The following is a 15,311-nucleotide window of genomic DNA, read 5'->3' on the forward strand; positions in this document are numbered from 1 at the left end:
GATAATTCCAGCAAACAATTAATTATGCCCCTATAAACAAAGGGACACAGAAACTTTATTGCCCGTTTTCAAAAACTTTTGGACGGCAGTGAAAAAAAATAAAAAAATCGTAATCGTAATTCGTCAATCTAAAATCAATTATTACTTTTGCGCATGCAACACGATAAGGTATTAATTTTAGACTTCGGATCGCAATATACCCAACTTATTGGGCGTCGAGTTAGGGAACTCAACATCTACTCCGAAATTATTCCATTTAACAAAATTCCAAATAATGTTGATGAATATAAGGCTGTTATTCTTTCAGGTAGCCCTTATTCTGTAAGGGGAGAAGAGGCTCTGCATCCAAATTTAACAGACATACGTGGTAAAAAACCATTGTTGGCTGTATGTTATGGCGCACAATATTTAGCGCATTTTTCAGGAGGCGAAGTAGCACCTTCCAATACTCGTGAATATGGACGTGCAAATTTATCTTTCATAAAGAGTAACGAGCCGTTTTTGGCACATATCCATACAGGTAGTCAGGTATGGATGAGCCATAGTGATACTATTAAAAAATTACCAACCAATGCGGTACTTATAGCAAGTACACACGATGTAGAAAATGCCGCTTACCGTATTAATGGAGAAGAAACTTATGCTATTCAGTTTCACCCAGAAGTATATCATTCTACAGATGGAAAACAATTATTGGAAAACTTTTTAGTAAGTATAGCTGGTGTGCATCAAGACTGGACGCCACAATCTTTTGTAGAGGAAACAGTTGAAGCCTTGCAAGAAAAAGTAGGAGATGATAAAGTTGTTTTAGGGCTTTCTGGTGGCGTGGATTCAACGGTGGCGGCTGTGTTGCTTAATAAAGCCATTGGTAAAAATTTGTATTGTATTTTTGTTAATAACGGGTTGCTTCGTAAAAATGAGTTTCAAAATGTATTGAACCAATATGAAGGAATGGGGCTTAACGTAAAAGGAGTTGATGCTTCTGATAGGTTCTTGTTAGCTTTAAAGGGTATTCAAGATCCAGAGAAAAAACGTAAAGCCATTGGTAATGCATTTATTGAAGTTTTTGATGATGAGGCTCATAAAATAGAAGATGTGACTTGGTTGGCACAGGGGACTATTTACCCAGATGTAATTGAAAGTGTATCAGCAACAGGAGGACCTTCAGCTACCATAAAAAGTCATCATAACGTTGGAGGATTACCCGATTTTATGAAACTAAAAATTGTTGAGCCACTGAAGGCTTTGTTTAAGGACGAGGTAAGGCGTGTGGGTACTACATTAGGTATAGACCCCGAACTTTTAGGCCGTCATCCGTTTCCAGGGCCTGGTTTGGGGATTAGGATATTAGGAGATATTACTGCGGAAAAAGTACGTATTTTACAGGAAGTTGATGCGATCTTTATAAACGGATTGAAAACGTGGGGGCTTTACGATAAAGTGTGGCAAGCTGGAGCCATGTTATTGCCGGTAAATAGTGTTGGCGTTATGGGTGATGAGCGTACCTATGAAAAGTGCGTGGCACTAAGAGCTGTTGAAAGTACCGATGGTATGACGGCAGACTGGGTAAACTTACCGTATGAGTTTCTGCAAAAGACTTCTAACGATATCATAAATAAAGTTAAAGGTGTTAATAGAGTAGTCTACGATATTAGTTCTAAACCCCCTGCAACCATAGAATGGGAGTAAAAGCATATCTTTTTTAATTATTTTTCTATTTAAGTTTAGATTTATTAGCTACTTTTAGAGCTTTGTTGGTGTTTTCGCTATAGTGTTAAATGTAGTTTATCTACCAATAAAATATATCTTTTTGTTCTTTTTGGCATATTATATGCACAAATGAAAAGGATGTGATTAAGAATACATCCTTAATATCTGAAATAATCGTATATAAACTATTTGGTTTAGGTTTATAAAAAAACAAAATATGAATAAATTAATTTCAGTTTTAGCTTTAGCTTTATTGTTTACAGTTTCTGTTAAAGCTCAAAACTTTAGTACACATAAAGTAAAAAAGGGCGAAACGGTTGAAGACATAGCAAAATTGTATTATGTAACCCCTTTTGATATTTATAGTTTAAATCCAGATTCTAAAACTAAACTTAAACCTAATACTATATTAATTATTCCTATTTCTAAGGCCAATAAACCTAAAATAACCATTACAAAGGAATTGGAAGGCTTTAAAAACCATAGGGTCAAGAAAAAAGAAACCCTATACAGCTTGGCTAGGCAATATGAAATAACCGTTGATGAGATTAAGAAGTATAACACCTTTTTATATGCCGACCCCTTGCGTAAAGGAGATAAGTTGCAAATTCCTGTTTTTAAGATTACGGAAACTGTAGAAGAAGCAAATTCGACCAGCATTTACAAAGTGCTTCCAAAAGAAGGCAAATGGCGTATTGCCTACAAGTATGGTATAACAATAAAGGAATTAGAGGCTTTGAATCCTGATATGGGTGAGGTTTTGCAAGCTGGTCAAGAAATTAATGTACCTAACATTGAAGATGAAGAAAAAAAGCAAATTGATGAACGCTACAGCTATTATGAAGTATTACCAAAGGAAGGGTTCTACCGTTTAAAAGTGAAACTTGGGGTAACACAAGAAGAATTGGAAATTTTAAATCCAGGCTTAAGTGAGAGCGGATTAAAGGTTGGTATGTTTCTGAAAATTCCTTTTTCTGAAACTTATTCCATATTAGGAGAAGAAAGTAATCGTATTAATCTAATAGATAGTATTTCAGATTTCTCTCAAAAGCATATCGCCATTATGTTACCATTTAGGTTAAACCGTGTGGATTACGATTCTATAATAGGTACTAAAAACAGTATCAAGAATGATCCCTATTTAAAGGCTTCATTGGATTTCCATTCAGGGGTATTAATGGCTGTAGATTCACTAAAGCAATTGGGTATTTCACTTAAGGTGGACGTTTACGATACAAAAAATGAAATAAGTGAGGTGTCCAGAATTATTAATAATAATAATTTTGAATCTGTAGACGCCGTTATAGGGCCGTTAATTTCTGATAATTTTAATCGTGCGGCTACCGAATTGAGTAAGTATAATACACCTATAATATCACCTACAGGTTCAGGAGCTAAATTAAGATTGTTGGATAATGTGTTCCAAATACGTACGCCAGAAGAATTGCTTAAGGATAAGATTATAAGTTTTGTAAAGTCCGATACCTTAAAAAGTAACATCGTAGTCATTTCAGATTATAAAAACCAAAATATTGCAGATGAGTTAAAGCGCAAATTTAATCAGGCTAAATTGGTGTATTCCCGTAAGGATAAGGAAGGAAAAGACAGTTTTTATGTTATTAAAGAAGATATAGAAAATGTTTTGAAGCCAGGAAACAACATTGTGTTTTTAGAAACTCAAAATGAGGGCTTTGCTTCTAATGTCATAAGTATTTTAGCATCCTTAATTCAAAAGGAAAACAAAGAAGAGGAAATTAAGGAAGTATCCATAAGGTTAAACACTACAAATTATAATAGGGCCTTTGAAGGTGATGAAATTTCGAACTACTATCTTTCCAAACTTCAATTTCATTATGCAAGTGGCGCTAGGGTATATAACGAAAATGATCATAGTCTGTTTGTTAAGGACTATGAAAAGAAATATTTTGTAGTACCAAGTAATACAGCTGTTAAGGGTTTTGATTTAACTATGGATGTGGTATTACGATTAGTATCTTCAGAAGATTTATATGCATCAGTAAACAAAGCACCGTTAACGGAATATTTGGAAAATAAATTTGCCTACAAAAAAAAATTGATTGGGGGTTATTACAATGAAGCTGTGTATTTGCTAAAACATGAAGATTTAACTATTGTAGAGGTAAGGCCATAGGTTTTTCCTAATTATTGTTTCAGTGATGCCCAACAAAGATTTTCTAATACAATTGGCCCATACCAAGATGCCCTATGGTAAGTACAAAGACCGTTATTTAATAGATTTACCCGAGTATTACATAGTATGGTACCATAGTAAGGGTTTTCCCAAGGGTAAACTAGGGGATATGCTTAATCAGGTATATGAGTTAAAGCTAAATGGATTGGAAGATATGGTAAGAACTATTCAAAAGCAGTATTCAAAATAAGTTAGCAAGCACATTCTTGCTTTGTTAATAACCACCTTTAAATAACTAAAAACTTATTCGGTTATAACTGTTTTAATTTTGTAAATTTGCCTGCGTTTATAAGCGCATTATGGTAAGTAGTACAAAATACATTTTCGTTACCGGTGGGGTTACATCTTCATTAGGAAAAGGAATAATAGCAGCATCTTTAGCCAAACTTTTACAAGCACAAGGATATCGGGTAACTATTCAGAAATTAGATCCTTACATTAATGTAGATCCTGGAACTTTAAACCCGTATGAGCATGGTGAATGTTATGTTACCGAAGATGGTGCTGAAACCGATTTGGATTTAGGTCATTACGAACGGTTTTTAAATACCCCAACCAGTCAGGCCAATAATGTAACGACGGGACGAATTTACCAAAGTGTTATACAAAAAGAACGTCAAGGTGAGTTTCTGGGAAAAACGGTTCAGGTTGTACCACACATAACTGATGAAATTAAGGATCGCATACAGATATTAGGAAACTCGGGTGAGTACGATATTGTTATTACCGAAATAGGGGGTACCGTGGGTGATATTGAGTCCTTGCCATACATTGAAGCCGTGCGACAATTGCGTTGGGATTTAGGTGACAACAATGGCATTGTGGTCCATTTAACATTGGTGCCTTATTTATCGGCTGCAGGAGAATTAAAGACCAAGCCCACACAACACAGTGTAAAAACGTTAATGGAGAGTGGGGTACAGGCCGATGTTTTGGTTTGTCGTACAGAGCACGATTTGCCCAAAGAACTTCGTCGTAAGTTGGCGTTGTTCTGTAACGTTCAAGAAGAGGCCGTTATACAGTCTATTGATGCTTCAACAATATATGATGTTCCTAATTTAATGTTGATGGAAGGTTTGGATAAAGTGGTTCTTAAAAAGTTAGGCTTAGAATCTAGAAAACCAGATATTCAACGTTGGAACCAATTCCTGAAGCGACATAAAAACCCAAAGACGGAAGTAAATATTGGATTAATTGGAAAGTATGTAGAACTTCAGGATTCTTACAAATCTATTTTGGAGGCTTTTATCCATGCTGGAGCAGAAAACGAAGTTAAGGTCAATGTAGAGTCCATTCACTCAGAGTATTTAAGTGAAGATAATATCAAATTGAAACTGTCGCACCTTGATGGGGTTTTAGTTGCACCTGGATTCGGGGAACGGGGTATAGAAGGAAAAATAGATGCAGTTAAATATGTTCGTGAAAATAATATTCCGTTTTTTGGAATATGTCTAGGAATGCAGATGGCGGTAATAGAATTTTCACGTAATGTCTTAGGAATTTCTGATGCCGATTCAACCGAAATGAATCCAAATACTGCAAATCCTGTTATAGACTTAATGGAAGAGCAAAAAACCATTACGGATAAGGGAGGAACTATGCGATTGGGAGCTTGGTCTTGTGATCTGCGAAAGGGAAGCAAGGTTTATAATATTTATAAAGAAGACACCATAATGGAACGACATAGGCACCGTTATGAGTTCAATGGCAAGTACAGGGAGCAAATTGAAGCGGCAGGAATGATTGCTACTGGATTGAATAGAGATACGGGTTTGGTGGAAATAGTTGAGATACCAGAGCACCCTTGGTTTGTAGGAGTTCAGTATCATCCAGAATATAAAAGTACTGTAGCCAAACCACACCCGTTATTTGTTGGTTTTGTTAAAGCTGCTTTAAAGTATAAAATGAAAGGCAAGGATGTCAGTATGGCACAAAATTAAATTTTGGATAACTTATTGATTATTGCAAATAATTCCTGCAGATGCAGGAATCTTTTTTAATTGATTCAAAAGAATATGGAAGAAAGAAAATTAGATATTAATTCTATAATTGGGTTTATACTCATTTTTGGAATTTTAATATATATGTTTTGGCAAAACCAACCTACGCCAGAAGAGCTTGAAGCTCAGGAAAAAGCCAAGCAAGAACAAGTTGAAGCACAAAAAAAGGTAGAAGAAAAGCAACAAAAAAATACAGCTGTTGTAGAGGATATGGAATTAGAGGACAGTTCTGATTCTTTACAAGTGGTTAAGCTGCAAAATAAGCTAGGGGCTTTTGCCTATTCTGCATTAAAGGCAATAGAAGGAGAGACTGTTGTAGAAAATGAAGTTCTGGAGTTGAAATTCAGTCACAAGGGAGGCTATCTCTCAGAAGTGAAATTAAAAGCCTTTGTCGATTTTAAAGACCAACCCATATATCTTATTAAAGATAACAATGCTGGATTTAATATAAATTTTGGAACTACAGATAGCAGAATACTAAACACTAAAGATCTGCCATTTATACCAACTGTGACTAAAAATGGAGAGAATACTATCGTTTCCATGAAACTAAAAGTTTCAGAGACAAAATTCTTAGAATACCGTTATGAGATAAAACCAAATGATTATATGATTGGTTTTACCGTTCGGTCACAAGGCCTGAATGATATTGTTAATAGTTCTCAGGACATTAAATTAGATTGGAATCTTAAAGGTTACCGTCATGCCAAAAGTATTTCGTATGAAAACAGATATACCGATATTCATTACGAATACGAAAATGGTAAGGATGATTATACTGGTATGCGGGATTCAGAAGAAACCATTGAAGACGTTACGTGGATTGGTTACAAACAACATTTTTTCTCATCGGTATTATTAACGAAGTCACCGTTTAAAAAGGCTGTGGTTAAAGCTGAAAATTTAGTGCAAGACGAAGCTATAGATACGGTTTACACTAAAAGCTTTTCTACTAGTATACCTTTAGAATTACAAGGGGGTGAGTTTAACAATACATTGGACTTGTTTTACGGCCCTAACGATTATAAAGTAGTAACGGCCTATGATAGAAACCTTGATGAATTGATACCCTTTGGATGGGGTATTTTTGGATGGATAAACCGTTACGTTTTCATGCCATTGTTTGGTTTCTTGGGTGGTTTCTTACCTTACGGTATAGCCATTATCGTGATGACCATCTTAGTAAGGATAGCGATGTCACCTGTAACTTATAAATCGTATGTGTCCCAAGCCAAGATGAAGGTCTTAAAACCAGAGATTACAGAGATTTCCAATAAGTATAAAGACAACCCCATGAAAAGGCAACAGGAAACCATGGCCTTATACAGCAAGGCAGGAGCTAGCCCCATGGCTGGATGTTTGCCCGCGTTAATGCAATTGCCTGTGTTTTATGCCTTATTCCAGTTTTTCCCATCGGCGTTCGATTTAAGGCAAAAAAGTTTTCTTTGGGCCGAAGACTTGTCGTCTTACGATACCATTGTAGAATTGCCTTTTAATATTCCATTTTATGGTGACCACGTGAGTTTGTTCCCCATATTGGCGTCATTAGCGATATTTTTCTACATGCGTATGACTACAGGTCAGCAGGTAGCGGCACAGCCAACCCAAGAGGGTATGCCCGATATGGGAAAAATGATGAAGTACATGATTTACTTCTCACCTTTAATGATGTTGGTATTCTTTAATAATTATGCCTCGGGATTGAGTTTATATTACTTTATATCCAACCTAATTACCATTGGTATTATGTTGGTGATTAAAAATTATATAATTGACGAGGATAAAATACATGCCAGAATACAAGAGAACAAAAAGAAGCCTAAAAAAGAAAATCGTTTCCAAAGAAAAATGAAGGAAATGATGGAACAGGCTGAGCAACAAAAACAGGCCCAACAAAGAAAAAAGAAATAATAGTTAACAGATCGTTTTTTCCTTTGAAAAAGGAAAGTGGATTTCAATTTTATAAAGAAATTGAAAGATTGAAGGGTTAAAAGTAGAAGCTGTCAATTGTGATGATTTATTGATCATTAATATTGGCAGCTTTTTTTGACAATACAATTTGTGATAATTTTTAGCGTTTTTCAAAAAAAACAATCGATATGAAGTTTTATAATATCATTTTCGTCTTAACCATGCTGAATGGCTTTTTTATGTCTGCCCAAGACATCAATCAATTTGATGAAAATGGCAAGCATCATGGTATTTGGAGAAAGCACTATAAAGGAACGAAGGTATTACGATACGAAGGCGAATTTTTTCATGGTAAGGAAGTGGGGGAATTTAGGTTTTATATAAATGATAATGGTAAACAGGTTTTATTGGCAACAAGAACCTTCAGTAGAACCGGGGATACAGCACAAGTAAAATTTTTTAACCCTCAAGGTAAAGTTATCAGCGAAGGCACTATGAAAGGTAAAACTTATATTGCGACTTGGAAGTATTACCAAAACAAGGGCGACAATCTTTTAATCATAGAACGTTATAACGATAATGGTTATTTGGAAGGCGAACGTTTAACCTATTATGAAAATGGACAAGTAGCAGAACTACAGCATTACATTAAAGGAAAATTGGAAGGTGAATCGAAATGGTATTCAGAAAGTGGTGTGGTTTTAAAAGCCTTTGAATATGCAAACGGCGAGCTTAATGGACCTGCCAAATATTACAATTTTAAAGGGGAACTTGTTACCGAGGGACATTATAAAAATGATAAAAAAACCGGAATTTGGAAATATTACAAAGGAAATAAGTTAACTGAAGAAAAAGACTTTACCTACAAGCCAAAGTATATTAAAGTAGATGGTAAATATAAAAAAGCTCCCCAGTAGTGGAGAGCCTTTTTTTCTTAGACAATTTTTATGAGAGAACGACTGTAAATTGTCTAAAATCAAACCAAAAACCAATTCAAAAAATGTAATCACAAATAAGTTTCTTATGGTGTGCTGCAACTTTAATTGCTAGTTTTTTTGTACAATTTAACATCAACAGCGGAAACATTTTTAAATTATACCTATCAAATAAAGTTGCTTTGTACACCATTTTTCGCTGTTTATATTTATTTAATTGCTGGGTAGTAAAACTTTATTTACTACATGTATAACGCCATTTCCAGCCTGAACATCTACTGCAATAACACCAATATCTGTATTTCCAGAACCATCTGTTATATCTGCAGTGTTACTTCCAGATCCCGGTAAGGTAATTGTAATATTGTCGCCTTCCAAACTTGTAGCGATTGTATTGCCATTTGGTGTTAAATCACCAGATCTCACATTAGCCTCTGCTACTACATGATGTAGTAATATATTAGTAAGTGCTGCCTCTTCGGGAATGCTCGATAACATATCAAAAGCAGCATTTGTAGGAGCAAAAACAGTAAAATGAGGATTGATTCCGTCTCCATTCATGCCTTCAGTCCTAGAGAGTATAGAAGCAAAATCGGTGGCAGGAGTTAATTCCGTTAATGCACTTACTAAGGTTGAAAAGTTAGGATCTGCTAATGCAAATGTAACTACAGTTGGAATATCAATGACAGCATCAATAGCATGTATTATTCCATTACTGGCAATAACATCGGCTTGGGTAACTGTTGAAACTCCATTGAACATAACGTTACTTGACGCGTTAAAATACAGACTCAAATTGCTCATGCCTGGACCAGATGCACTGGTACTTGTATAACCCGCACCAGCTGAGGTTAAATCAGATGATGTGGTGACGCCACTTAAAACATGGTTTAACAGAATATTGGCTAGGGCATCAGTTGGAACATTCGCCAAAGGCGTACCGTTTAAAAATGTTGTGAAAGCAGTATCATCTGGAGCAAGAACGGTAAATGGTCCGGTTCCGCTTAGCACGTTAACTAAGTCGCCATCAGCAGCACCTAGAGCAGCTACAAGACTACTAAAGCCAGGATTAGCAGTGGCATGGTCAACAACAGTGGGCAAACCAATAACATGGTCTACTATATGAATTACTCCATTCGTAACTTCAATATCTGCACTTGTTACAGATGAAATACCATTAAACGTAACACCATTGGATGCGTTAAAAAACATACTCATTTTATTGTTAGCTGTTCCAATAGCTTCAGTTGAAATATACCCATTTCCAAAAGCTGTCAAATCACTGGACATGAATTTTCCTGAAATTACATGATTAAGCAAGATTTGTGCTAGCACATCAGTTGGTACATCACCTAAAGTAGTAAAACCATTATTAGTCAAAAAGGTGTCAAAAGCGGCATTGGTAGGTGCTAAAACTGTAAACGGACCACTTCCCGATAGGATATTTACAAGATCTCCGTCTGCAGCCTGTAGAGCAGCAACTAAATTACTTAGGTCTGGAGTACTTAATGCTTTGCTTACAATATTATCTGGTAGTTTGGGCAATACAACTTTGTCGATGACGTGAATAACACCATTGGCAGCTTGTACATCGGTAACTACTATGTTGCTCATTCTTCCGTTTGAATCGGTTAGTTTTGGTCCACCCGAGACATTAGCGGTAATATCTCCACCTAATGTCGTTACAGTCATATTATCTATTAAATCTGATGATATCACATTAGCTCCAGCTATAGCATGCAAATCTAGAGCGGCTTTAAGTGTAGGTTCATCAATTTCACCAAGAGATGATAACTCAAGCTCGTTCAATAAGCTAGCAAAAGCGTCGTTAGTAGGAGCAAAAACTGTAAACGGAGCAGGGCTTGTTCCGTTTGGGGTAGATAATGTTGTTACGTAATCAAAAGTTAAGTCACTTCTGGTTAGAGCAGAAACCAATGTTGAAAAGGTATCATCTGCCAAAGCAAAGTCAACTACAGTTGGCAATCCAATTACAGCATCAACAATGTGAATAACCCCATTTGTTGCATCAATATCAGCATTTGTAACAGAAGCGTTACCATTTAACTGAACTCCCGATGATGTGTTTATGTATAAACTCAAGTTGGCATTTGAGCTTGCTTCGGTAGCTAAAGTTTTTTCATATCCTGTTGACAGATCTGTGGATTTAAGTTCTGTAGAAATGACATGATTTAATAGAATCTGCTCTAATGCATCTGCAGGAACTTCTTCCAATGATGCAAATCCGTTAGCAGCTAAAAACGAAGCGAATGCTGCGTTGGTAGGTGCAAATACAGTAAATTGACCACTACCGTCTAAAGTTTCTACAAGATCTGCACGATTTAAGGCCGCTACTAAACTGCTTAATTGTGGAGTAACTACTGCTATTTCGGCAATAGTTTCTGGCTGTTCAACTACAATCGGATCATCATCGCTTAGACAAGAAGATGCGAAAGTCAATACCATAGTTACTAAAACTAACTTTTTAATTGCTGTTAATGTTTTCATTTTCATTTTGTTTTTATATTGTTTAACAAAAGTATATAATAATTAAACAAAAAACAAAATATTGTTTAATAAAATTTAAAAAAAAATAAACAAAATATTATTTGTACGTTACTCAAAGTCTTAAATTAATAAGGGGTATTCTCTTTTATATCGTATCTTTGTAACCAATTTTTTTTGATGAAACGCGTAGTAATTGGACTTTCAGGAGGAGTAGATTCAAGTGTTGCTGCTTATTTGTTAAAACAGCAAGGCTTTGAGGTGATTGGATTGTTTATGAAGAACTGGCATGATGATTCTGTGACTATTTCCAATGAATGTCCATGGCTGGATGATAGTAACGATGCTATGATAGTTGCTGAAAAATTGGGAATTCCATTTCAAACGGTCGACTTAAGCCAACAATACAAGGAACGTATTGTAGACTATATGTTTAATGAGTATGAAAGAGGTCGAACACCAAACCCCGATGTACTTTGTAATAGAGAGATAAAGTTTGATGTCTTTATGAACATTGCGTTAGAACTTGGAGCCGATTATGTTGCTACGGGTCATTATTGTAGAAAGGGCAGTATTGAAAAAAACGGACAAACCATTTATCGTCTTTTGGCTGGAGTTGATGGGAATAAAGACCAATCGTATTTTTTGTGTCAATTATCCCAAGCCCAATTGGCAAAATCCCTATTCCCAATAGGGGAGTTAACCAAACCACAAGTGCGTGAAATCGCCATGAGGTTGGGTTTGGTGACAGCTGAAAAGAAAGATTCCCAAGGTTTGTGTTTTATAGGGAAAGTCAAGCTACCTGATTTTTTACAACAACAATTAAAGCCTAAAGAAGGTGTCATTGTTGAGGTTTCTAAAGAACAGAATATATTTCAAGAGGCTCAACCAATGTTTGATACCCTTGAAGAGAAATTAAGATACTTATCGCGTAAGATTGATTACAAACTTTTAGATGGTAAAGTAGTGGGTAAACATCAAGGGGCTCATTATTTCACCAAAGGACAACGAAAAGGATTGTCAGTAGGAGGTACTCCAGAACCTTTGTTCGTAATTGATACAGATGTAGAGGAAAACGTCATCTACACAGGGCAAGGTAAAGAACATCCGGGATTGTTAAAAAAGGCTTTGTTTGTGACTAATGATGAATTGCATTGGATTCGGGAAGACTTAATGTTAAAGGAAGGCGAAAGTATGTTAGTTTTGGCAAGAATCCGTTACCGGCAAGCTTTGGAAAAGGCAATTTTGTATAAAGTTGAAAGTGGTTTATATGTGGAGTTCGAAAATTACCAATCTGCTATTACAGAAGGTCAATTTATAGCTTGGTATCTTGATGATGAGCTTGTGGGTTCAGGGATTATCTCTTAAGCTTTTTAGTCTCATTTCGAATTGGAGCAGTGTATTGAATAGGTATTTCATTTCTTAAATTTCATCTTAACTTTTACCTTAGGGATATAATTCATAATTTTCCATTTTAGAAATATTTCTTTATGACCAAGAGAATAACACAACTATTCCATATTAAATATCCTATCGTACAAGCGGGCATGGTGTGGAATAGTGGTTGGCGTTTGGCATCGGCTGCTAGTAATGCTGGAGTTTTGGGAATGATAGGAGCAGGATCCATGTACCCTGATGTGCTTAGGGAACACATTCAAAAGTGCAAAAAAGCAACCAATAAACCATTTGGTGTTAATGTACCCATGTTATATCCCAATATTCAAGAAATTATGGAAATTATTGTAGATGAAGGGGTGAAGGTTGTCTTTACTTCGGCTGGAAATCCAAAAACATGGACTTCTTGGTTGAAAGACAAGGGTATTACTGTAGTGCATGTAGTAAGTAGTGTGAAGTTTGCCTTGAAGGCACAAGAAGCAGGTGTCGATGCTATAGTTGCTGAGGGCTTTGAGGCTGGAGGACATAATGGCAGGGAAGAGACCACTACATTGACGTTAATCCCTATGGTTAAGGAACAAATAAATATACCATTAATAGCTGCAGGAGGTATAGCTACGGGAAGAGCTATGTTGGCTACTATGGTTTTGGGAGCAGATGGTGTACAGATAGGGAGTAGGTTTGCTGCAAGTGAAGAAAGTTCTGCACATCAATTATTTAAACAGGCTATTGTTAATGCTAAAGAGGGAGATACTCAGTTGACCTTGAAAGAATTAGCTCCAGTACGGCTAATCAAGAATAAATTTTACAATCAAGTTCAAGAACTATATAAAACAGGACCAACAATAGGGCAACTTAAGGAACTTCTTGGACGAGCACGTGCAAAAAAGGGCATGTTTGAAGGTGATTTAGAAGAAGGGGAGTTGGAAATAGGGCAGATTTCTGGATTAATCCACGATATTAAGCCCGTGACTACAATTGTTAAGGATATTGTAAAAGAGTTTGAAGAAGCTAAAAAACAGGCTATTGATTTATAGCAATTAAATTTTAAAAAGATTGCTATCAATCATATTAGTATTTGTATGTAGAGGCCTTTGTGAATTACATTTATTTTCTTTTTATATTTAAGACAAAGCTTTGTTAGATTAAAATCAATGATTTTTTAAAAGTATAATTCTATAAATATTAAATACATGAACACAAAAAAGTGTCTTCAACTGTTGATACTCGTAGGATTCCTGTGGGTTCAATTTTTACAAGCCGAAATTACGCTTCCAGCTATTGTATCTTCGAATATGGTATTACAACGTGATACTGATGTTACTCTGTGGGGCTGGGCAGATCCTTTTGAAGATATTTCCATTGAAGCATCTTGGTTGCATGAGAGTATAAATATTTTAGCCGATAAGGAAGGGAATTGGAAGGTTAAAGTAATGACTACCAATAGCAAAGAGGCACAAATAATTAAAATTTTTAGTAGCACATCCAATATTCTTTTAAAGAATATATTATTTGGTGAAGTTTGGTTGTGCTCAGGTCAATCTAATATGCAACAGCCACTTTCTGGCTATAACGGCCAACCTACATTTGGTGCATTACATACAGTAGCTAATGCAAATAACCCTAATTTAAGGTTGTTTACTGTACATCGAAAGGGTGCAAAACTACCTTTGAACAATATTGATGGTTACGATGGATGGGAAGAAGCGAGTTCTATTAATGTGATGGAGTTTAGTGCCGTTGCCTATTTTTTTGGTGAGCAATTGCAGAAAATTTTAGATGTTCCTGTGGGTCTTATTCATACCTCATGGGGAGGTAGTAAAGTAGAAGCTTGGATAAGTAAGGAATATATGAATACTTACCAAACTGTTGATCTAGATAGTGTGGATATTAATAAACAAACCAATCATATTCCTACAGCCTTATTCAATGCTATGATAAATCCATTAATTCCATATACAATAAAAGGCACCTTATGGTACCAAGGTGAGAGCAATCGAGATAAACCTTCTGAATACAAAGAGCGTTTTCCAGCTATGGTTAAAGATTGGCGATCCCGTTGGAATATTGGAGATTTTCCATTCTATTATGTGCAAATTGCCCCTTTTTTATATGGCGACAATAATGCCTTTGAGGTTTCTAATAACTCAGCTTATATACGTGAAACCCAACTCAAATGTGTTGATCTTATACCAAATTCTGGAATAGCAATTACAATGGATATCGGTGAGGCCAATTGTATTCATCCGGCGAAAAAGAAAGAGGTGGCCAATAGACTATTATTTATTGCATTACACAAATCCTATGGTTATAAAACTATTGATTTTTCGGGACCAATATACAATTCCATGATTGCTCATGAGGGCGGATTAATGTTACAGTTTCAAAATGCCGAAAAGGGACTTTATACATTTACCAATTTAACTGGATTTGAGATAGCTGGTGAGGATAAAGTTTTCTATCCAGCCGATGCAAAGATTATAAACGGTAACCGTGTATTTGTAACAAGTGGTCATGTAAAAACTCCTGTTGCAGTACGATATGCTTGGCGCAATTGGGTTAAAGGAAGTTTATTTGATACTAATCTCTTGCCTGCATCTTCATTTAGAACAGATGACTGGAATGATGCTAAGCATGTTGAATAAT

At 35.8% G+C, this 15,311-nt stretch carries 10 protein-coding genes; 9 read left to right on the plus strand and 1 reads right to left on the minus strand.

Annotation, left to right across the window (positions count from 1 at the left end):
• Positions 1-153 precede the first annotated feature (153 nt).
• From guaA to K7G79_RS12645, 6 genes are all read left to right on the plus strand, one after another.
• The gene (gene guaA, locus K7G79_RS12620) at positions 154-1,689 is read left to right on the plus strand and encodes a glutamine-hydrolyzing GMP synthase (protein ID WP_223551956.1); all 1,536 of its coding nucleotides are present in this window, start codon (positions 154-156) and stop codon (positions 1,687-1,689) included.
• Positions 1,690-1,927: 238 nt separating this feature from the next.
• Positions 1,928-3,862, plus strand: coding sequence for a LysM peptidoglycan-binding domain-containing protein (locus K7G79_RS12625; protein ID WP_223551957.1), 1,935 nt, complete (start codon positions 1,928-1,930; stop codon positions 3,860-3,862).
• A 25-nt stretch (positions 3,863-3,887) separates the two neighbouring features.
• Positions 3,888-4,112 carry a DUF3820 family protein gene (locus K7G79_RS12630; RefSeq protein ID WP_223551958.1) on the plus strand — a complete coding sequence of 75 codons (225 nt, stop codon included), beginning with the start codon at positions 3,888-3,890 and terminating at the stop codon, positions 4,110-4,112.
• Between the two features lie 109 nt (positions 4,113-4,221).
• Positions 4,222-5,862, plus strand: a complete 1,641-nt coding sequence (locus tag K7G79_RS12635; protein ID WP_223551959.1) for a CTP synthase — start codon at positions 4,222-4,224, stop codon at positions 5,860-5,862.
• A 75-nt stretch (positions 5,863-5,937) separates the two neighbouring features.
• Positions 5,938-7,833: a membrane protein insertase YidC gene (yidC, locus tag K7G79_RS12640; RefSeq protein WP_223551960.1), complete on the plus strand. Its 1,896-nt coding sequence runs from the start codon at positions 5,938-5,940 to the stop codon at positions 7,831-7,833.
• Between the two features lie 188 nt (positions 7,834-8,021).
• The gene (locus tag K7G79_RS12645) at positions 8,022-8,750 is read left to right on the plus strand and encodes a toxin-antitoxin system YwqK family antitoxin (protein WP_223551961.1); all 729 of its coding nucleotides are present in this window, start codon (positions 8,022-8,024) and stop codon (positions 8,748-8,750) included.
• 231 nt (positions 8,751-8,981) lie between these two features.
• Here K7G79_RS12645 and K7G79_RS12650 read toward each other — a convergent pair whose 3' ends face one another.
• Positions 8,982-11,273 carry a fasciclin domain-containing protein gene (locus K7G79_RS12650; RefSeq protein WP_223551962.1) on the minus strand — a complete coding sequence of 764 codons (2,292 nt, stop codon included), beginning with the start codon at positions 11,271-11,273 and terminating at the stop codon, positions 8,982-8,984.
• Between the two features lie 177 nt (positions 11,274-11,450).
• Between K7G79_RS12650 and mnmA the strand changes: the two genes are divergently transcribed.
• The 3 genes from mnmA to K7G79_RS12665 all read left to right on the plus strand — a co-directional run bounded on the left by mnmA (position 11,451) and on the right by K7G79_RS12665 (position 15,310).
• A complete protein-coding gene (mnmA, locus tag K7G79_RS12655) occupies positions 11,451-12,638 on the plus strand; it encodes a tRNA 2-thiouridine(34) synthase MnmA (protein WP_223551963.1) in 1,188 nt (395 codons plus the stop codon).
• Positions 12,639-12,760: 122 nt separating this feature from the next.
• Positions 12,761-13,702, plus strand: a complete 942-nt coding sequence (locus K7G79_RS12660; protein ID WP_223551964.1) for a nitronate monooxygenase family protein — start codon at positions 12,761-12,763, stop codon at positions 13,700-13,702.
• A 156-nt stretch (positions 13,703-13,858) separates the two neighbouring features.
• Entirely contained in the window at positions 13,859-15,310 is a 1,452-nt protein-coding gene (locus tag K7G79_RS12665; protein ID WP_223551965.1) for a sialate O-acetylesterase, read from the plus strand.
• Position 15,311 lies beyond the last annotated feature (1 nt).

The organism is Aestuariivivens sp. NBU2969 (assembly GCF_019931125.1).
In the GTDB taxonomy this organism is placed as follows: Bacteria; Bacteroidota; Bacteroidia; order Flavobacteriales; family Flavobacteriaceae; genus Aestuariivivens; species Aestuariivivens marinum.